At 66.9% G+C, this 18,895-nt stretch carries 17 protein-coding genes; 8 read left to right on the top strand and 9 right to left on the bottom strand.

Features of this window, described 5'->3' with window-relative positions; translation table 11 throughout:
• Positions 1-4: 4 nt before the first annotated feature.
• Genes IEW02_RS19590 through IEW02_RS19580 form a run of 3 tightly spaced genes read right to left on the bottom strand, consistent with a single transcriptional unit; the run spans position 5 to position 2,584 of the window.
• Complete coding sequence (locus IEW02_RS19590) at positions 5-1,105, bottom strand: glycoside hydrolase family 76 protein (RefSeq protein ID WP_188546552.1); 1,101 nt, start codon at positions 1,103-1,105, stop codon at positions 5-7.
• A gap of 34 nt (positions 1,106-1,139) precedes the next feature.
• Complete coding sequence (locus IEW02_RS19585; RefSeq protein ID WP_188546551.1) at positions 1,140-1,826, bottom strand: TrmH family RNA methyltransferase; 687 nt, start codon at positions 1,824-1,826, stop codon at positions 1,140-1,142.
• Positions 1,784-2,584, bottom strand: a complete 801-nt coding sequence (locus IEW02_RS19580; protein WP_188546550.1) for an SDR family oxidoreductase — start codon at positions 2,582-2,584, stop codon at positions 1,784-1,786. The genes IEW02_RS19585 and IEW02_RS19580 overlap by 43 nt, the downstream gene beginning before the upstream one ends.
• 50 nt (positions 2,585-2,634) lie before the next feature.
• Here IEW02_RS19580 and IEW02_RS19575 point away from each other — a divergent pair, with 50 nt between their 5' ends.
• Both IEW02_RS19575 and IEW02_RS19570 read left to right on the top strand, forming a co-directional pair.
• The gene (locus IEW02_RS19575) at positions 2,635-3,051 is read left to right on the top strand and encodes a hypothetical protein (RefSeq protein ID WP_188546549.1); all 417 of its coding nucleotides are present in this window, start codon (positions 2,635-2,637) and stop codon (positions 3,049-3,051) included.
• A gap of 29 nt (positions 3,052-3,080) precedes the next feature.
• Positions 3,081-3,608 carry a methylated-DNA--[protein]-cysteine S-methyltransferase gene (locus IEW02_RS19570; RefSeq protein ID WP_229746167.1) on the top strand — a complete coding sequence of 176 codons (528 nt, stop codon included), beginning with the start codon at positions 3,081-3,083 and terminating at the stop codon, positions 3,606-3,608.
• Here IEW02_RS19570 and IEW02_RS19565 read toward each other — a convergent pair.
• Positions 3,511-4,149 carry a lysoplasmalogenase family protein gene (locus IEW02_RS19565; protein WP_188546547.1) on the bottom strand — a complete coding sequence of 213 codons (639 nt, stop codon included), beginning with the start codon at positions 4,147-4,149 and terminating at the stop codon, positions 3,511-3,513. The genes IEW02_RS19570 and IEW02_RS19565 overlap by 98 nt on opposite strands.
• 64 nt (positions 4,150-4,213) lie before the next feature.
• Between IEW02_RS19565 and IEW02_RS19560 the strand changes: the two genes are divergently transcribed.
• The 4 genes from IEW02_RS19560 to IEW02_RS19545 all read left to right on the top strand — a co-directional run bounded on the left by IEW02_RS19560 (position 4,214) and on the right by IEW02_RS19545 (position 8,479).
• Positions 4,214-4,654: a MarR family winged helix-turn-helix transcriptional regulator gene (locus IEW02_RS19560; RefSeq protein WP_188546644.1), complete on the top strand. Its 441-nt coding sequence runs from the start codon at positions 4,214-4,216 to the stop codon at positions 4,652-4,654.
• Positions 4,651-5,883, top strand: coding sequence for an MFS transporter (locus IEW02_RS19555; protein WP_188546546.1), 1,233 nt, complete (start codon positions 4,651-4,653; stop codon positions 5,881-5,883). Before IEW02_RS19560 ends, IEW02_RS19555 begins: the two co-directional genes overlap by 4 nt.
• Positions 5,884-6,082: 199 nt before the next feature.
• Positions 6,083-7,897: a hypothetical protein gene (locus IEW02_RS19550; protein WP_188546545.1), complete on the top strand. Its 1,815-nt coding sequence runs from the start codon at positions 6,083-6,085 to the stop codon at positions 7,895-7,897.
• Entirely contained in the window at positions 7,898-8,479 is a 582-nt protein-coding gene (locus IEW02_RS19545; RefSeq protein WP_188546544.1) for a class F sortase, read from the top strand.
• Between the two features lie 23 nt (positions 8,480-8,502).
• On the opposite strand, the gene pyrE is transcribed toward IEW02_RS19545, so the two are convergent.
• The 4 genes from pyrE to IEW02_RS25480 are packed head-to-tail and all read right to left on the bottom strand — an operon-like array spanning position 8,503 to position 11,587.
• Positions 8,503-9,033: an orotate phosphoribosyltransferase gene (pyrE, locus tag IEW02_RS19540; RefSeq protein ID WP_188546543.1), complete on the bottom strand. Its 531-nt coding sequence runs from the start codon at positions 9,031-9,033 to the stop codon at positions 8,503-8,505.
• Positions 9,034-9,056: 23 nt separating this feature from the next.
• A complete protein-coding gene (locus IEW02_RS19535) occupies positions 9,057-9,605 on the bottom strand; it encodes a hypothetical protein (protein ID WP_188546542.1) in 549 nt (182 codons plus the stop codon).
• 14 nt (positions 9,606-9,619) lie between these two features.
• Positions 9,620-10,420, bottom strand: coding sequence for an SDR family NAD(P)-dependent oxidoreductase (locus IEW02_RS19530; protein WP_188546541.1), 801 nt, complete (start codon positions 10,418-10,420; stop codon positions 9,620-9,622).
• 36 nt (positions 10,421-10,456) lie between these two features.
• On the bottom strand, positions 10,457-11,587 hold the full coding sequence (locus tag IEW02_RS25480) for a TtfA family protein (RefSeq protein WP_371829978.1): 1,131 nt from the start codon (positions 11,585-11,587) through the stop codon (positions 10,457-10,459).
• Positions 11,588-11,932: 345 nt separating this feature from the next.
• Between IEW02_RS25480 and IEW02_RS19520 the strand changes: the two genes are divergently transcribed.
• Together IEW02_RS19520 and IEW02_RS19515 are read left to right on the top strand one after the other, a co-directional pair.
• Positions 11,933-17,389 (top strand): ATP-binding protein, encoded by a 5,457-nt coding sequence (locus IEW02_RS19520; RefSeq protein ID WP_188546540.1) that lies wholly within the window; start codon positions 11,933-11,935, stop codon positions 17,387-17,389.
• Between the two features lie 72 nt (positions 17,390-17,461).
• Positions 17,462-18,004, top strand: a complete 543-nt coding sequence (locus tag IEW02_RS19515; RefSeq protein ID WP_188546539.1) for a hypothetical protein — start codon at positions 17,462-17,464, stop codon at positions 18,002-18,004.
• Positions 18,005-18,008: 4 nt separating this feature from the next.
• Here IEW02_RS19515 and IEW02_RS19510 read toward each other — a convergent pair whose 3' ends face one another.
• Positions 18,009-18,854 (bottom strand): DUF5666 domain-containing protein, encoded by an 846-nt coding sequence (locus IEW02_RS19510; protein WP_188546538.1) that lies wholly within the window; start codon positions 18,852-18,854, stop codon positions 18,009-18,011.
• Positions 18,855-18,895: the final 41 nt, after the last annotated feature.

Raw genomic sequence — 18,895 nt, 5'->3', positions numbered from 1 at the left:
GCAATCACGCCTCCACTGCGTGCGCGGCCTCCATCAGCATCCATCCGCTGAGCTGAACCGAGAAGTCGCGTTCGGGAACGGACGACGACGTGACGCTTCCCGCGGTGTACCGGCCGAGGCTCTGACCGAACCCCGGTAGCTGCGCGAGTTGGGTCCAGTCGCGTCCGAACAGCGGCAATCCCTCGATCAGCAGGCAGTTCTTCCACGCCGACTCCGCCGAGGCCAGCACGATGTCCCGCGCGGTCGATCGTGCACGGTAATCCTCGTCGTCGTGGCCGGGCAGCGATGTTGCCACGAGTGCGAGGTACCGGGCGAGCACGCCGTTGAACAGTCCGCCGTCGCCCCCTCCCCCGCCGACGATCACACCGTCGCGGGTCAGGTGCTCTTCCACGGCTTGGACCAGTCGGTACACCCGATGGCTGTGCTTGGGGTCGCCGAGGTGAACCGCGAGTTCGGTCTCCGCGCCGAGCACAACGCCCTGGCAGTAGGAGTAGATGGGCGTCTCGACCCGACCGTCGGCGTTGACGCCGTCAAAGACCAAGTGCGTGTCGGGGTCGATCAGCGTTTCGTCGATCCAGTCGGCGATGGCCTGCGCGCGCCACAACTTGCCCGTCCGCGCCAGCATGATCGCCGCCGGTCCGTTGGCGGGAACGTTGAAGAACGGGTGCTTCTTGCTCCACGGGATGCCGCCGCCCGACATCGGATCCCACGCGTCGAACAACTGCGACTCGAGTGCGCTGATAGCACGTCGGTTGTCGACGAGATGAAGTCGTTGCGCGCGTTCGAGCGCGAGACCGAGCCACGCCATGTCGTCGTAGAACGAGTTGGTCCACCCGGTGAGGTTGCGAAGACGGTGTGCGCGGGCGATGCGGGTGATGCGGCGTCGACGCTTCGCGGTCGGCGCGCGCTCGGCGGCGTCGACCTCACAGTCGATCAGGTGCGCCTGCCACCAGTAGTGCCAGCGAAGAAAGGTGCGTTCGCGTTTAACGGGCGGCCACGCCACCACTCCCAGGGCGGTACCGGGGAGTCCCCAGAGGCGGCGGACGTGCCGAGCGAAGACCGCTTCCTCGGCGCTGTCCGCGCGAGCGGACCACGTGTCGTGCATACCGGTGATCTTGCCAGTAGCCGAGACCGGACCGTTACCAGGCGTTCGACAGGTCGGCGTGCTGCCGAATCCACGTGTGCATGGCGATGCCGGCGGCCACACCCGCGTTGATGCTGCGCGTCGATCCGAACTGAGCGATCGAGACGGTCATGGCGGCGACGCTGCGCGCATCGTCGGTCACGCCCGGACCCTCCTGCCCGAACAGCAGCAGACAGTTGCGCGGCAGTTCCGCCGTCTCCAGCGGAACGGACCCCGGGACATTGTCGACGGCGACGATCTCGAGCCCCTCCCGCGCCGCGAACTCCGCCAGCGACGCGACGTCGGGATGATGCGCGATGTGCTGATAGCGATCGGTCACCATCGCGCCGCGACGGTTCCACCGCTTCCGCCCGACGATGTGAACTGCCTGTGCCGCAAAAGCATTGGCGGTCCGGACCACGGTCCCGATGTTGGCGTCGTGCGCAAAGTTCTCGATGGCCACGTGCAGGGGGTGACGACGCGAGTCGATATCGGCCACGATCGCTTCTCGTCGCCAATAGCGGTAGGAATCGACCACGTTCCGACGGTCACCCTCCTCGAGAAGGACCGGGTCGAATCTCTCGTCCGTAGGACGAGGCCCCACCCACGGGCCGACGCCGTTCGGGTGCTCACCCCACTCGGTCGCACCCTGCTCAGGCTCTATGTGTTCGCCAGCCTCTTGTTCACCCGACGCGTCAACCATGCGGGCGAGAAACGGGAACCGAGCGACATGAGCTTGGACGGGGTGCCGACCGGAAAGTGCACCTTGTGCAGTAGATCCTGGGTGAGCTTGCTGCGGTCCTGGGTGGCCTTGAAGATTCCGTCGGCCACATCCTGCGTCGTCAGCTTGATGCCCAGCGAGTTGGTGGTGCCCGTGCTGATGTTCGCGGTCATCGCCGACTGGACGAACAGCGGCCACATCGCGAGCACGCGGATGTCGTGACGCTTCCACTCGAGGTCGAGCGCCTCGGTGAGTCCGCGGACGGCAAACTTGCTGGCGCTGTAAGTCGCGAGCTCGGCCTGACCGTAGATGGCCGACGCCGAACACAGGTTCACCACCTGCGCGCCGCGTGTCTTCTTCAAGTACGGGAAGGCCGCGAGCGTGCCGCTGATGACGCCGCCGACGTTGATGTCGATCTCGCGTCGGTGCACCTCGATCGGCATGTCCTCGAACGGTCCCGCAACGAGGATGCCCGCGTTGTTGATGAGGATGTCGAGGCGGCCGCCGGTTGCCTCGTCGAACTCCGCGAGCCGGGTGACCATCTGCTCGTGATCGGTCACGTTGAGGACACCGGTGGTGACCTTCGCACCCTTCGCGGTGATCTCCTTGGCCAGCGAGGCGAGGCCGGTCTCGTCTATGTCGTAGGCACCGACGTGGTAGCCGGCAGCGGCGAATTTGAGCGCGGTGGCGCGCCCGATACCGGCTGCAGCGCCGGTGATGAACACAGTAGATTCAGGCATGTCGCTCAGAGTAAGCGACGATGCTACTGATAAGTAAGTTCGGATCTCACATGAATCATGATCGCGTCATCCGCGCCGTCGTCACGGTCACCGTCGGGTATGTCGTTCTGCTCGCGATATGGATCGCGTTCCTGGTGAAGAAGTCGCCGAGCGGCACCATCCCCTACCAACTCGCGGGTCTCGTCGCACTGTTCGGCGCGTCCCTGGGACTGGCGATGATGTGGGCGTCCCGGCCCAGCCGGGACGAACGGCGCCTCGAACGGGACGGCCTCGAAGGGTGGGCCGTGATCGACGAGATTCGCGAACGGGGAGCGTCCACCGAACTCGATCTGTCCATCACCGTTCCCGGCACCGGGTCGTATCGGGGATCGGTCGTGCGGCCGGGATCGTCGGGGCAGTGGCACCGCGGCGACACCGTGTCGATCAAGGTGGACCCGGAAGATCGGCAGCGGATTCAATGGCTGTAGGCGCCTCCGGCACACGGGTGCACAAAAGAGTGTCAGAGGACTCTTTTTCACACCCGTGCAACGCAGTTGTCTCCTTCCCCGTCGGGCCGCTCACCCTGGTCCGCACGGGTGACGCGCTGACCGGGGTGTACTTCGAGAACCACGCTCCCGCACCGCTTCCCGCTCGATTGGGCGAACCGTCGACCGAAGGATTCGATCGGATCGTCTCGGAGTTGACCGAGTACTTCGCCGGGGCTCGAACCTCGTTCACCGTTCCGCTGCTTCTCGTCGGCACCGAGTTCCAGGTCTGCGTCTGGAATGCCCTACGCGCCATCCCCTACGGCGAGACGCGCACCTACACCGAACTCGCGGCTGCCGCTGGACGCCCGGGATCCGTGCGTGCAGCTGCGGCGGCGAATGCGCGCAACCCGCTGTCGATCGTGGTGCCGTGTCACCGCGTCATCGGCATGAACGGCTCGCTCACCGGCTTCGCGGGCGGAGTCGACGTGAAGAAGCGCCTGCTCGATCTCGAACGAACCCGGTCACCAGAAGGTATTGCGCTGCAACATAAGTCGTGAGAACGAACGCTTCCGCAAGACGCCGGTGAGTGTCGTCCGTCAGCGCGAGGCGGCGGATCAGAATGGTCGCGTCGGACACCGTGAAGAGCAGTCCGCCCAGTTTCGTGAAGACCGGCATGGATGTGTCGGCGCTGAGCGACGACATCGTTCCCAACGCGAGTCCGTAGGCGGACAGCACCGGAGCGATGACACTGTCTCGTCGACACGTCACCACGGACGACACCGTCCATCCAACCAACCGAGGACCCACGGTCGACGGATACAGACGGGCTCCCCTTCGGACGAGAAGGCGCGACCAGCACGTCTGCATGACGGCGAACGACGACGCTCCCAGCATCAAGCGCCTGTCGTCGTCCGGCTCGAGCATCGCGATGTCGCCCAGGGTCGCAGCGGCGAGTCCGGCCGTCAGCAGTGGGTCGTGGGATCGGAGTGCAAGGAGGGGCATCAGCAGCGGTTTCGCCGCACGTTGCAGGTGGTCCCGCCCCGTTGCCGCACCGACGACGGTCACCGCCGCGGCGCCCCAGTAGGCGACTCCGATCATCGGCCAGACACTACCCTTTTCATTAATAGTTACCCTATGCAATAATAATTCGGTGACGACAACCATGGACCGCGACGCAGAACTTCGTCGCCTGCTGTCCGAACTCGTGACCAACGCGTCGAGGTTCACGCGCCTCGCGTCGTCGATCAGTCCGGACACCCGGCCTCGGACCTGGACGCGGGCGTTGTCACTGATCGAGGAGTACGGCCCGCTGCGCATCAGCGAGTTCGCGCGCATCGATCGTTGCTCGCAGCCGTCGGCCACCGCGTTGCTCAAGACGTTGGGCGAGCAGGGTCTCGTCACCCGCACCTCGGACCCGAACGACTCACGTGCCGTCGTCGTGGAGATGTCGGACGCGGGCCGCGAATGGATCGCCGACGCCCGGTACGCCATCGGCGATGGGCTACTGCAGTACCTGCACCACCTCGAACCCGAACAGGTCGAACAGATTGCGCGCGGACTCGACGAGCTTCGCGGCGCAGTCAAGTCAAGGAGCGAACAGTGAGCATCACCGTAGAGAAGCAGCCCAGCCTTCTGCAGCAACCGAAGGCCGTGTGGGCCGTTGCCTTCGCGAGCGTCATCGCCTTCATGGGTATCGGCCTCGTCGATCCCATCCTCAAGCCCATCGGTGAACAGCTGAACGCGTCGCCGTCGCAGGTGTCGTTGCTGTTCACCAGCTACATGCTCGTGACCGGTGTCGCGATGCTGATCACCGGCGTCGTGTCGAGCCGGTTCGGTCCGAAGAAGACGTTGCTCGCCGGACTGGCGATCATCATCGTCTTCTCCGCTCTCGCAGGGTCGTCGAGCTCGATCGGTGAGATCGTCGGCTTCCGCGCCGGCTGGGGACTGGGCAACGCGCTGTTCATCGCGACCGCTCTGTCGGCCATCGTCGGCGCGGCCAGCGGCGGCGTGGCCCGTGCGATCATTCTCTACGAGGCGGCGCTCGGAATCGGTATCGCCGCAGGGCCGTTGCTCGGCGGCGTGCTGGGCAGCATCAGCTGGCGCGGACCGTTCTTCGGCGTCGCCGCGCTCATGGCCGTCGCGTTCATCTTCCTGTTGGTCATGCTCCCGGCCGGCGAAACGCCCACGCATCACACGTCTTTGGCGGATCCGTTCCGGGCGCTGCGCCACCGCGGCCTGCTGACCGTCGGCATCACGGCACTGCTCTACAACTACGGCTTCTTCACTCTGCTCGCCTACACGCCGTTCCCGCTCGACATGGGCGCGTACTCGATCGGGTTCATTTTCTTCGGATGGGGCCTGGCACTGGCGATTTCGTCGGTGTTCCTGGCTCCCCGGCTCCAGCGCCGGTTCGGCACGCTGAACATCATGATGCTCGCGCTCCTACTGTTCGCAGTCGATCTCGCGGCGATGGCACTGTTCACCGACACCAAAGCCGTCCTCGTCGTGTGCGTCGTTCTGGCCGGCGTGTTCCTCGGCGTCAACAACACCCTCATCACCGAGACCGTGATGATCTCGGCTCCCGTCGAGCGGTCGACGGCCTCGGCGGCGTACAGCTTCGTCCGATTCGTGGGCGGCGCGGCGGCCCCGTACCTGGCCGGCAAGCTCGGCGAATCGATCAACGTTCACGTTCCGTTCTGGGTCGGCGCAGCGTGCACCTTCGTTGCAATCGGGGTCTTGGCGTCGGGCCGAAAGGTCCTCGCCCACGTCGACGACCACGAGCCCGCACCGGGCAGCATCGACGAAGCGCGTGCTGTGACTGTTGGGGACTGAGTGACGCATGAGTCGTTTATTACGAACCGAACAGTTTCGACGAAAACAGTTTACGAACGCGAAGTAACCCCCTACAGTCCAAACTCGAAGTAAAGGGTTACTTGACGTAAGGAATTCGGGATCCCTCACGTCAAGAGGCACCGGCGCACCCGCGCTGGTGTCTACGCCCGTTTCGTTCGAGATCTGAAGGGCAGTTCGCATGTCATCGAAGTTGATCACCACCTCCCGAAAAGCCCGCCTCGCGGCGGCCGGCGCCGTCGTGGCGCTGTCGTTGGCCGTAGGTGCGCCGGCAGTTGCGCTGGCGCAGGACGAACCGACGCCGACCACACCGTCGGCTCCCGCCGAAACCCCTGTCGAGCCCGGCACCGACGCCAACACACCTCCCGCCGAGGGTGACGTCGCACCCGATCCCGCCGCTGCCGCAGTCGTGCCGACTGTCGTTCCGCCGGCCGTGGTGTCCGAAGACGCACGCGTTGCCGCTACTGCCGAAGCGCCGTCGACCCAGCGTCCCGCACCGCAGCTCACCGTGGGCATCGTCCAGAACGAGGACGGCACCACCACCATCAACGCTGCACTGATCCCGCAGTTGAGCGACGCCGAGAAGGCCGCATTGGCCAAGGCCGAGGCCGACAGCAAGGCCGCCGCGGAAGCGTCCGTCGCCGCACAGGCCGACTACGACAAGGCCGCCGCGGCAGCAGCGACGTCCACTGACGCCAACGTCAAGGCACAGGCCGACGCCGCCGCAGCGAAGGTCGACGCGACCGCGAAGGCCGAGGCTGCAATTGCCGCCAAGACGGCAAGCCTCGCGGCGTCCGCCATGGTCAAGGATGCTCAGGACGACGCGGACGAAAAGAAGGCAGCCGCAGCCGCAGCCCAGACCGAGGCCGACGAAGCGGACGCACTGGCCAAGGCCGCCGACGCCACGGCCGACGAGCTCGAAGCGGCAGCCGTCGCCGCGGGTGATCCCGAGGCGGTCGCCGCCGCCGAAGAGGCACGTGCCGACGCCGACGCGAAGGCCGCAGCCGCGACCGCAGCAGCCACCAAGGCGGACACGGCTCGGACGGAACTGGACGCGTCCCTGGCTGCCGTGCAGAAGTCGTTCGAGGATTTCAACCTTGCCAAAGTAGCTGCCGCTCTGCGTAATGCAGCCGCAACAGCCGCGAAGTACGCCACCGCCGCCCTCCAGGCACAGGTGGCTCAGGCAACCGCCGCAGCTGCGGACGCCCGCGCCACCCAGCTGGAAGCAACCGCAGCGGCATCGAACGACGAATCGGAAGCTGCGCTCGAGGCCGCGGCCACAGCACGAGCGGACGCCGAGGAGGCTGAAGCGGCCGCGAAGACCGCACAGGAAGCAGCCGACACTGCGAAAACCGCTGCAACAGCGGCCGACGCAACGACGGCGGAGCTGCAGGAGAAGGCGGATGCAGCAGAAGCTGCACTGACCGCTGCTGAAGCAGCGTCGACCGAGGCGGCAGCTAAGTTGGCCACAGCGAACGAGGCGGCGGATGCCGCAAAGCTGAAGGCGGAGAACGACACCAAGGCAGCCAATGATGCCAAGGCCCTGGCTGAAACGGCCAAGACCAACGCCACCACCGCTGCCGCCGCCAACGACAAGCTCAAGGCCGACGCAGCTGCACTCGCCGCCAGCGGCCCGAAGTTCTCGTTCACGATCAACCTCGGCAACGTCGTCAAGGAAGACGTTCCCGTGACGGAGATCGACGAGAACACCGTCGCCGTGGACGCCACGGGTGTTCAGCTGGTCGGTGTGCGTAACGACGACGGTTCGTTCACCGTCGCCGACTACTTCACCACCGACGAGAACGGGAACACCAAGGTTGCCGGCGAACTGCCGCCCGTCGACCTCGCTCTCGGTGATTCCGCCTCTGCTGCATCAGATTCCGGTTCGGACAGCTCGGCCTTGCCGGCCATCCTCGCCGGTGTCGGTGTGGTTGCTGTCGCCGGTGTCGGCGGAGCCGTACTGGTTCGCCGCCGCAAGGGACAGCAGTCCGCGTAAATGCGTCACCTGATCTGGATCCTCGCCGGGCTCCTCGTTCTCACAGCGTGTGGGAGCGAGGAGCCCGGCGTGGCGCCGCCGGACCGCTCGGCCGTCGAATCGCGCATTTCGGCGTCGGCCAATCCGGCGGTCGAACCCGCCCAACCCACCGAGATCGAACTGCGCTCGGGGACCGGCGAGACCTACCTCAGCAGTCCCATCCACGCCGACGGGCTCTATCGCGACGCGAACCAGGTCCTGAACCCGGTCGACGCGTTGCCCGCGTGGTGGGCGGAGAGCGGACTGCCCGGAACGTCGACCGAGCAGACCGTTGTGGTTGTGGGCCATAATTATTCGAAGCGCGACGCTCCGTTCAAGGCGCTGCGCGTGGTGCAGCCGGGCGATCAGGTGGTGCTGAACACGCCGGCCGGGGTCCTCGACTACGCGGTGCAGACCGTCGGACCCCTACCCAAGGGTTCTTTGTTGGCGGACAACGATCTTCGCGAGTCGGTGCCGGGCCGCCTGATCCTCGCCAACTGCGACGTGCAGAACGGCGAACCGACCGACGACAACTACATCGTGGTGGCGCAGCTGGCGTCGTGACGGCGCGAATCGCGCACGGCGATCTACAGCCCCAAATCCCCCAACCCCAGCAGTGACCGATACTCCACGCCCTCCGCCGCGATCACTTGGTCGGCACCCGTCGCGCGGTCGACCACGGTGGCGACGCCGACGACGATCGCACCCGCATCGCGTAGAGCCTTGACGGCGGTGAGGGGCGAGTTGCCGGTCGTCGTGGTGTCCTCCACCACCAGCACGCGCTTGCCGACGACGTCGGGCCCCTCGATCTGACGCTGCATCCCGTGCGCCTTGGCGGCCTTGCGCACCACGAACGCGTCGATGGGCCGACCCGGTGCGTGCATCACGGCGAGCGCAACGGGATCGGCTCCCATCGTCAGGCCGCCCACTGCGTCGAAGTTCCAGTCCGACACCAGTTCTCGCATCAAGGATCCGATCAGCGGTCCGGCGCGGTGGTGCAGGGTGGCGCGTCGGAGGTCGACGTAGTAGTCGGCTTCCTTGCCCGAGGACAGCGTCACCCGCCCGTGCACCACCGCCAGTTCGCGTACCAGGGTTGCCAGTTCGTCGCGTTCAGCCATGGCCGACAACTTACCGGGAGCGCTCAGGCCGGCACGCGGGTGCGCACCGCGTCGAGCGCGACCGAGTCGACGAACAGGTCGGGCGCCTCCACTCCGGCGAGGCGAGCGCTCAGAGCGGTCAGCGGGGAACGCGAGAGCCGCACCAGCGCGTCGGCGTGCGTGTTGTACACCCGCACCGCGCCGACGATGCGCTGCTCGATGGTATCCAATTCGTCTGCGGGACGGCGGAATTCCCACGTCGCACCCGGAGCGGACCAGATCACTTCGTAGAGTGCGGCGGACAGCGTGTTCTCGGCAGATGCGCGCCGCGGAAGGTCGAAGTCGTTCTCCCGCACGACCGACGACCACGACCGCGCTCCGACGAGCTGGTTGATCGACGCCCGATCGAGGTCGGCTGCCACGGCCGCCCGAACGAGCTCCGGAATCACCTCCCGGCGGTGTTCCAGTTCCGCTTCGAGCAGGGCCAGCGCAGCACGCGCCGTCTCCTGTCGCGCTTTGATCTTGCGTGCACCCATCAACACGAGCACCGCCCCGACAGCGATCACGATCGCAACACACGTCACAAGAGTCACCTGAGCAACATAGCTCAGGTTCGGCCGCGACCTCTTCCCACCAACGACGTGGCCCGTCGGGCGATGTTTCTGGGCACAAGCCGACTCACGGTCGTCAGTGACTTGTACTGAACGCCAGGCACACTCAGCACTTTGCCCTTCTCGAGATCGGACAACGACGCGCCGACGACCTGCTCCACGTCGAGGTACATGAAGCCGGGCATCGACGACATCTCGATTCCGGCGCGCTCGTGAAATTCGGTCCGCACGAAACCGGGGCACAGCGCCTGGACCTGCACTCCCGTACCGGCCAAACCGCCCGCGAGCCCCTCCGTCAGCGAGATGACATATGCCTTGGACGCGGAGTACGTCGACCCTCTGCCGGACAGCAGACCGGCGACACTGGCCACGTTCACGACGTACCCCTTGGCCGCCGCCACCATCGACGGCAACGCCGCGCGAGTGAGATGCATCACAGCGGTCACATTGACGTCCAACTGCGACTGCAACAGAGCGGGTTCGGCGGTCCAGAACTCACCCGAGGTACCGAACCCCGCGTTGTTCACCAAGAACTCGACGCCCCGTTCGAGCCTCGCTGCGACCCGAATTCGATCGGACTCCACCGCCAGGTCGGCGACCATGATCTCGGACTCCGCGCCGTAATCTGACTTCAGCTCGGCGGCGACCGCGTCGAGTCTCGCGGAGTCGCGCGCGACGAGAACCATGTCGTAACCGCGGGCGGCGAGGCGGCGTGCGAAGCCGGTACCGATTCCCGAGGTGGGTCCGGTGACGAGCGCGACGGGGCGAATCTTCGAGCCGGGCTGGGGAGCTGTCATGCACCCGACATTAGACGGGCGACGAGCCGATGTAGATCAGTCGGACTCGGGCGGTCGGCGTCGACCACGGATGGGCTCCGAGCGGTCTCGGAAGTCCTCGATGGACCGCGGGCCGTCGGCACGGGGGCCATCGGAGCGGGGACCGTCGGCACGAGGGCTGTCGGCACGGGGGCTGTCGGCACGGGGGCGGCGACGGTCGGACGAGATCGGGGTGACCCTCGGCGCGGGTGGACCGGGCCGCTCGGCCGGGCGCGCCGCACCCGGAGTGCGGGCCGACCGCTCGACGCGCGGCGGCGGTGGACGTCGGGAAGGGTCGACGCGGGCAGGCGGGTCCATCCGTGAAGGCGGCTCGACACGCGACTGCGCCTCCGAGCGGGCCGAAGAATCCGAACGCCCCTGGGGATCCTGACGAGACGGGGAATCCTGACGAGACGACGCATCCTGACGGGGCGGCGGCTCGACCCGCGACTCCCCCGAGCCACGGCGGAACGCGCTGACCGGCCGGCGCGGTGCGTCGTCGGCGTCGTCGGACGGGTCGACGTCGGGGGCCGGTCGGCGACTCGCGGGCGGCAACACGTGCAGCAGACCCGAGAGCCGGGTGACGGTGTCGATCGCGGCGTCCCAGTCCCTCCCGGTACTGCCGACGGCCAGGGTCCCGAGGGTCCACTCGCGCTCGGACCACAGCATCTGCACCACGTCGGGCACGGAATGGGTGAACGCGACCATGCGCTGGTCGCACACGCGCCGAGCGACGTCGAGGTCGGTCGAGAAGATGATGCGTGGGCCGAGGGAGCCGAGCAGGTTCATGTCGGCGTCCTTGGGCGGCGGAGTGCTGCGCAACCGGAGATCGAGATCGACGTCGGAGCCGACCTCGCGCCGCACCGCCACGACGGTGACGGTGTCCTCGAGATCGAAAAGTACGAACTCCTCGCCGCGCCGCACGCCCTCGACCACGTCGACGGCACCGAGGAATTCCTGGTTGGCGAGGACGGCGCGGTTCCAGCGCGTCGGAAGATCGTGGTCGGCGTCGGTGTAGCGGTACCCCTGCGCCTTGGCCCAGATCTGACGGACCTTGCCGGACCGGCGGCGACGGGTGCGGTCGACGTACAGCAGCGCCACCGCACCGAGCAGTGCGATCACGGCGAGTCCGAACCACGTGGCAGTCATCGCCCGTAACTGTATCGCGCAGACCTGCCGACCCCGTCGAAGGCGCGGGCCCGACCACTACTCGCCGGTATACCCGCGAGTAAAACTGCGCGAAAAGTCAACTATCACAGCTGTACTCGCTAGTAGCGCAAATGTGTGATGTGGTTGAACTCGAGCGACCTCTCATCACTCCTGTTGCGGCCGAACACCTTTGCATTGTGACGTGTAACCACGATTCACGAGGGCACCGTGAAGACGGCTCGAGCAGGCGAAGATGACGTCGCCATGTTGCCGTGGTGGCAGCGCCAACATCGACGTCTGCGCGTGCGACACCACATCGAAAAACGACGAAGACGGCGGAGAAGAATGTTCACACGGATAGCAGTTGTCAATCGAGGCGAGGCCGCAGTACGCCTGATCAGGGCGGTACGGGAGCTGAACTCGGAATTCGACTACGGCATCCGCACCATCGCGATGCACACCGACGCCGAGCGCCGCGCGATGTTCGTCCGTCAAGCGGACGAGGCGGTCACTCTCCACAAGACCGGCGTCACCAACCCCTACCTCGACTACGTCGAACTCGAACGCGCCCTCGTCGAGTGCAAGGCCGACGCGGTGTGGGTCGGGTGGGGTTTCGTCGCCGAGGACCCCGCCTTCGCCGACATCGTCGCTCGCCTCGGCATCACGTTCATCGGACCGAGCGCCGAGGCCATGCGTCTTCTCGGCGACAAGGTGCAGGCCAAGCTGCTCGCCGAGAAGGTCGGCGTACCCGTCGCCCCGTGGTCCGGTGGTCCCGTCGAGACCCGCGCCGACGCCCGTCGCCACGCGCAGGCCATCGGCTACCCCCTCATCATCAAAGCCCGCAGCGGCGGCGGCGGCCGCGGCATCCGCAAGGTCTACGCCGAGGACGAACTCGAACTCGCCCTCGAACGCACCCAGGGCGAAGCCGAGCGTTCGTTCGGCGACCCCGTCGTGTTCCTGGAGCGTCTCGTCACCGAAGCCCGCCACGTCGAGGTGCAGGTCATCGCCGACAACCACGGCAACGTCTGGGCCCCCGGCGTGCGCGACTGCTCGATCCAGCGCCGCAACCAGAAGGTCATCGAGGAATCCAGCTCGGCCGTCCTCACCAAGGCACAGTCCGACGAGCTCAGGACCGCGTCGGCCGAGCTCGTGCGCGCCGCCGGATACCGCGGCGCCGGCACCGTCGAATACCTGTACCAGCCGGAACAGAAGATCTTCACGTTCCTCGAGGTCAACACCCGCCTGCAGGTCGAGCACCCCATCACCGAAGTCACCACCGGCCTCGACCTGGTGAAGCTGCAGATCCTCGTCGCCAGCGGGCGCCCGCTCGAGGGTGACTGCCCGCCCGAGTTCGGTCACGCCGTCGAAGCGCGTCTGAACGCCGAAGACGCCGACAACGGGTTCGCGCCCGCCCCCGGCACCGTCCGGCTGCTCAAGTTCCCCCTCGGCTCCGGCCTGCGCGTCGACACGGGCATCGCCCAGGGCGACGTCATTCCGCCCGACTACGACTCGATGGTCGCCAAGATCATCGCGTGGGGCAAGGACCGCTCCGAAGCACTCGCCCGGCTCCGGACCGCACTCCGTGAGACCACCGTCGTGATCGACGGTGGCACCACCACCAAATCGTTCCTGCTCGACCTGCTGGACAAGCCCGAATTGATCGACGCCACCGCCGACACCGGCTGGCTCGACCGGAGCGGCGCGGGCACGGCCGCCGGTCCGACGCGTGTCGCTGACATCGCCCTGATCGCCGCCTCCGTCGACGCGTACGACGCCGAAGAGGCGCGGGAGCGCACCAAGTTCCTCGCCTCCGCCCGTGGTGGCCGGCCCCGCGCCAGCCACGACATCGGCCGCACCGTCGAGCTCAACTACCAGGGCCAGGGATACGAACTCACGGTCGGCCAGCTCGGCCCGCACCGCTACACGGTCGGCGTCGACGGACGTGACCTCGACGTGGACATCGAGCGCCTCAGCGACTTCGAGTCGCGCCTGACGCTCGACGGTCGACGCTTCGCCGTCGTCACCGTCGCCGGGCCCGCCAACTACCTCGTCGAGGTCGACGGCATCAGCCACCAGATCAGCCAGGACGAAGCCGGCCTGGTCCGCGCGCCCGCACCTGCCGTCGTCGTCGCGGTGCCCGTCGCCGTCGGTGACGACGTCGAGATCGGGCAGACGATCGTCGTCCTCGAGTCGATGAAGATGGAAACCGCCGTCCGCGCTCCCGCAGCCGGCAAGGTGCGCGAGGTTCTCGCCGTCGTCAACGCTCAGGTCGACGCAGGCGCCTCGCTCCTGCGCATCGATCCGGCCGGCGAGCAGGCGGCCGCGTCGCAGACTGCGCGCGTGGAGTTCCGCGCCGACGACTCCGCCGCGGCGGGCGATCGGGCAGACGCCCTGTCTCGCCTCGAGGAGATCGGCGCACTCATCAGCGGTTACGACGTCAGCGCCACCCGCGCGATGTCGCTGATCTCGGAGTACGAAGGCATCCGTCCGTCGCTGCCCCGCCACGATCGTGAACTGCTGCAGGCCGAACTGGGCCTGCTCACCACGTTCGCCGACATGTGCGAACTGACGCGCAACCGGCCGACGATGGACGAGGAGGACACCGACGAGCGCGTGCACAGCCCGCGCGAGCACTTCCACGCGTTCCTCAAGGCGCTCTACGCGGATCAGCAGGGTCTGCCGGACACCTTCCGCGACAAGCTCTCTCGCGCACTGCGGCACTACGATCAGCACGACCTCGAGCCGGGCACCGACCTCGAAGAGGCGGTCTACCGGTTGTTCCTCGCACAGCAACGCATCGAGAACCAGGTTCCGGTGATCGCGTCGCTGCTCGAGCGGTGGCTCGCGGACGCGTCCGTCGCGCCCGACGCCGACCCTGCCCTCGGAGAAGTGTTGGAGCGCTTGGTCGTTGCCACTCAGGTGCGCTACCCGCTGATCGGTGACGTTGCTCGTAACCTTCGTTTCCAGTTGTTCGACGAGCCGCAGATCCGCCGCGCCCGCGAGCAGATCTACGACGGGGTACGCGGCAGTCTGCAGTACCTGGCGGAGCGCCCCGACTCCCCCGATCACGCCGAGCGCATCGACGCGCTCGTGGCGACGGAGGAACCGCTCATCGAGATGCTGGCCGATCGGGTGTCCGACCCGGGCGCACTGCTCGAAGTGATCACGCGCCAGTACTACGAGATTCGGCAGTTCGAGGACGTCAAGGCGTTCGACCGCGACGGTCACCACTTCGTCTCCGGAACGTTCACTCTGGTGGGCGGCACCGTGCAGTTGCTCTCGACGATCACCGATCGCGCCGGTATCGCGTCGACGCTGTCCGTGGTCGACGACATCGCCGGTCCGTTGCCCGAGAAGTTGGCCGTGGACCTGTACGTGTCGTGGCCGGATGCCCCCGCCGGTGGTGACGCGCTGGCCGACGCCTTGCGCGACATCATCGACGCCCAGCGGCATTCCGAGAACTGGCGTCGGGTGACCGTCACCGTGTTCGGGTCCGCGGACGGTGCCATCCGTCAGCTCACCCTGCGCCCGTCGGACACCGGCGAGTACGCCGAGGATCTCGCTATTCGGGACCTGCATCCGCTCACCGGTCAGCGACTGGACCTGTGGCGCCTGAAGAACTTCGACGGCACTCGCCTCGCTTCGCCTCCCGGGACCTACCTGTTCCACCTGTGCGCCAAGGAGAATCCGAAGGACGAGCGATTCATCGCGTTCGCCGAGATTCGTGACGCATCAGTGCAATTCGACGGCAGCGGCAAGGTCGTCTCGGTGCCGGCCATCGAGCGCACGTTGTCGGCGTGCCTCGACGGCATCCGCCGAGCGCAGGCCCGGCGCGGTTCGCGTCGCCTCGACAACAACCGCGTGGTGCTCTACGTGTGGCAGGTTCTCGACCTGTCGATCGACGACTTGACGACGGTCGCACGGCACCTCGCACCGCTCACCACGGCAGCGGGCCTCGAGGAAATCACCCTCATGGCGCGCCTGCGGTCGGCGCCCGGAGCAGAACCGAAGTCGTTGGCGCTCAGGTTCTCCTACCGCCCGGGCACCGGCCTGGTCGTCAAGGTCACCGAGCCGCCGACCGAACCGATGCGCCCGCTGGACCAGTACACGCAGAAGGTGCAGCGCTCGCAGGCACGCGGAACGATGTACCCCTACGAGTTGGTTCCGCTGCTCACCGGCGCGGACGGCACGTTCGTCGAGCACGATCTCGACGAGTCAGGACGGTTGGCTCCGGTCGAGCGTCCGTACGGCGGCAACACCGCCGGCATCATCGTCGGCCTCGTCTCGACGCCCACGACCTTGCACCCGGAAGGGCTGAAGCGCGTCGCGATGTTCGGTGACCCGACCAAGGCGTTGGGTACCGTCGCCGAAGCCGAGTGCGCTCGCGTGGTCGCGGCCATCGACCTGGCCGAGGAGATGAAGGTTCCGGTCGAGTGGTTCGCATTGTCCTCCGGCGCAACCATTTCCATGGACAGCGGCACCGAGAACATGGACTGGGTCTCGCGCGCACTGCGCCGGATCATCACGTTCACCCAGAACGGCGGCGAGATCAACATCGTCGTCGCCGGCATCAACGTCGGCGCGCAGCCGTACTGGAACGCCGAAGCCACGATGCTCCAGCACACCAAGGGCATCCTGGTGATGACCCCCGAGAGCGCCATGGTGCTCACCGGCAAGCAGTCCCTGGACTACTCCGGCGGCGTGTCGGCCGAGGACAACTTCGGCATCGGCGGGTACGACCGGGTGATGGGGCCGAACGGGCAGGCGCAGTACTGGGCGCCCAACCTCACCGCGGCCGTCGAGGTGCTCTTCGCACACTACGATCACTCGTATCTGGCTGCGGGCGAACGGTTCCCGCGTCGTGCCGTCACCGCCGATCCGTCGGACCGCGACGTGCGCAGCTACCCGCACGTGCATCCGTCGTCGGACTTCAAGACCGTCGGCGACATCTTCTCGGCGGAGACGAACCCGGAACGCAAGAAGCCCTTCGACATTCGCACCGTGATGCGCGCCGTGGTGGATCAGGACCACGCCGTGCTCGAGCGGTGGGCCGACATGGCCGACGCGGACACCTCGGTCGTCTTCGACGCGCACCTCGCCGGATACCCGGTGTCGGTCATCGGCATCGAGTCGCGCGCCATTCCCCGCAAGGGATGGTTCGCGGCCGACGGACCCGACCAGTGGACGTCGGGCACACTGTTCCCCGCGTCGTCGAAGAAGACGGCACGAGCGATCAACGCGGCCAGCGGAAATCGGCCGCTGGTGGTGCTGGCGAACCTGTCCGGATTCGACGGGTCACCGGAATCACTGCGCAACATCCAGCTCGAGTACGGCGCCGAAATCGGCAGGGCCATCGTCAATTTCGACGGTCCCATCGTGTTCTGCGTCGTCTCCCGCTACCACGGCGGCGCGTTCGTGGTGTTCTCCGGAGCGCTCAACGAGAACATGCAGGTGCTCGCGGTCGAAGGATCGTTCGCCTCGGTTCTCGGCGGCGCCCCGGCCGCGGCCGTGGTGTTCACCCGCGACGTGAACACCCGCACCTCGAGCGATCCCGAGGTACGCGATCTCGAAGCGCGCTACAACGCCTCCGACGACGACACCGAGCGTGCGCACCTGCAGGTGGAGCTGGCCAAGACCCGCTCCGCCGTGCGATCGCAGAAGCTCGGCGAGGTGGCGGCCGAGTTCGAGGCCGTGCACAACATCGAGCGCGCCCGGACGATGGGCTCGGTGCACTCGATCGTGAAGGCAGCCGAGCTGCGGCCGCAGCTCGTGGCGGCGGTGGAGCGGGGGATGGCGCGGTAGGCGCCTGCGGCACACGGGTGTGAAAAAGAGTCCACCAACACTCATTTTCACACCCGACCCGGGTGGGATGCCATGATCGTGGACTCATTGTTGTACGGCAATGTCGTCGTGCAGTACGCGACGTCCGAGATCACGGCAACCTACGACGGTGAGCCGAGAACTACTGTCTCCGTGCGGCGTACGGGTGGTGCCGACCACACCCGTACGCCGATCGGCACTCGTGATCCGTCGGCGATCACGGCGTCCATCGACGGTCGCCCGGTCGAGCTCACACCGGGTAAGGCTCGAATCATGAAGCGCTCGTACGACGTCGGCATCTCGTTCGACGGGCGCCTGATAACGATGAGGGCCAAGAACCTCGAAGCCAGCACTCTGCTGTGCGGCACGACCGACGACGGCATGAACTCGTTCGGCGAGCTGACCCGCGTCTACGACGGGACGGTCGACATCGAGTGGTCGGTGCCCTTCGCCGCCATGAAGAAGACGATCGAGCCGCCGATACCGTCGCGTGAGGAAGCGCTCGTCGGGATCGCGGTCGCAGCGGCGTTCGGTACGGGCGGGTTGTCCGCGGCGACCATCGTCTCGAGCATTGTCGGGTCGGTGTTTCCGTCGTAGGCGCCTACCGCACGCTCGTACTGATAATCGTTGCGGCGGTGATGGATCCGTCCTCGTTGGCCGTGCCCTGCACCACGATACTGTCGCCGGCGCGAAGATCGGCAACCGACGACGCACCGAGCCCGATCACCTGAGTCTGCCCGTCGGTTCGGATCTGGACTTGCACCCCGGTCAGATCGTTCACCGTGATGGTGGTGCCGTCGATCGACGCGATCTGCCCCAACGCCGCCCCCGTCGCACCGGGGATGTCGCTGGGCGCGGTCGGGATGTTGCTCGGAAGTTCGAACGGCAGGCTGGGCAGCGTCGACGGACTGCGCGTCGTGGTCGGAGCGGATCGGGTGGTCGACGGGGCAGCGACGTTGTCGGATTCGGCCCGAGAGGTGTGCAGCAACACCAGCGCACCGACCGCCACGACAGCCAGCAGGACGATGATGCCCAGCGCGATCAGGAGTGTGCGCGGGCCGTTCCCGCCGCCACCGCCACCGTTTCCGTTCTCCAGAAACGGCGCCTCCGTCGGGTACTGATTGCCGTAGGGCGGTTGCCCGCCGTACGGGGGCTGGCCGCCGTACGGTTGCTGGCCGCCGTACGGTTGCTGGCCGTACCCCGTGGCCGGGAACTGTTGTGTCGGGTACTGCTGGGACGGATATTGCTGCGGCGGGTACTGGCCGCCCTCGTACGTCGGATAGGCCTCCGTCGGCCGGTACTCCTGTTCCGGATACGCCTGATAGCCGGGAGCTGCGTATCCCGATTGCCCGTACGCCTGCGTCGGGTCGTCGGTGCTGCCCGGCCTGTCGAAGTGTTCCGTCGGGTTGTCGCGCTCGTCCCGGTTCGGATCATTCGGGTTCGTCATGCGTCCGAGGATAGGTGTTACTCCGGCTTTCGAGAGCCGAG

The organism is Rhodococcoides trifolii (assembly GCF_014635345.1).
GTDB classification, from domain to species: Bacteria; Actinomycetota; Actinomycetes; order Mycobacteriales; family Mycobacteriaceae; genus Rhodococcoides; species Rhodococcoides trifolii.
Note: the sequence above shows the minus strand (reverse complement) of the source record. Positions and strands in the feature narration are given on the sequence as shown.

What these genes read in the sequence shown, in the direction of transcription:
- IEW02_RS19530 (WP_188546541.1), bottom strand. Translation starts at nt 10,420, where the DNA reads ATGACAGCTCCCCAGCCCGGCTCGAAGATTCGCCCCGTCGCGCTCGTC.
- IEW02_RS19520 (WP_188546540.1), top strand. Translation starts at nt 11,933, where the DNA reads ATGTTCACACGGATAGCAGTTGTCAATCGAGGCGAGGCCGCAGTACGC.
- IEW02_RS19580 (WP_188546550.1), bottom strand. Translation starts at nt 2,584, where the DNA reads ATGCCTGAATCTACTGTGTTCATCACCGGCGCTGCAGCCGGTATCGGG.
- IEW02_RS19560 (WP_188546644.1), top strand. Translation starts at nt 4,214, where the DNA reads ATGGACCGCGACGCAGAACTTCGTCGCCTGCTGTCCGAACTCGTGACC.
- IEW02_RS25480 (WP_371829978.1), bottom strand. Translation starts at nt 11,587, where the DNA reads ATGACTGCCACGTGGTTCGGACTCGCCGTGATCGCACTGCTCGGTGCG.
- IEW02_RS19590 (WP_188546552.1), bottom strand. Translation starts at nt 1,105, where the DNA reads ATGCACGACACGTGGTCCGCTCGCGCGGACAGCGCCGAGGAAGCGGTC.
- IEW02_RS19510 (WP_188546538.1), bottom strand. Translation starts at nt 18,854, where the DNA reads ATGACGAACCCGAATGATCCGAACCGGGACGAGCGCGACAACCCGACG.
- IEW02_RS19565 (WP_188546547.1), bottom strand. Translation starts at nt 4,149, where the DNA reads ATGATCGGAGTCGCCTACTGGGGCGCCGCGGCGGTGACCGTCGTCGGT.
- IEW02_RS19550 (WP_188546545.1), top strand. Translation starts at nt 6,083, where the DNA reads ATGTCATCGAAGTTGATCACCACCTCCCGAAAAGCCCGCCTCGCGGCG.
- pyrE (WP_188546543.1), bottom strand. Translation starts at nt 9,033, where the DNA reads ATGGCTGAACGCGACGAACTGGCAACCCTGGTACGCGAACTGGCGGTG.
- IEW02_RS19585 (WP_188546551.1), bottom strand. Translation starts at nt 1,826, where the DNA reads ATGGTTGACGCGTCGGGTGAACAAGAGGCTGGCGAACACATAGAGCCT.
- IEW02_RS19515 (WP_188546539.1), top strand. Translation starts at nt 17,462, where the DNA reads ATGATCGTGGACTCATTGTTGTACGGCAATGTCGTCGTGCAGTACGCG.
- IEW02_RS19575 (WP_188546549.1), top strand. Translation starts at nt 2,635, where the DNA reads ATGAATCATGATCGCGTCATCCGCGCCGTCGTCACGGTCACCGTCGGG.
- IEW02_RS19545 (WP_188546544.1), top strand. Translation starts at nt 7,898, where the DNA reads ATGCGTCACCTGATCTGGATCCTCGCCGGGCTCCTCGTTCTCACAGCG.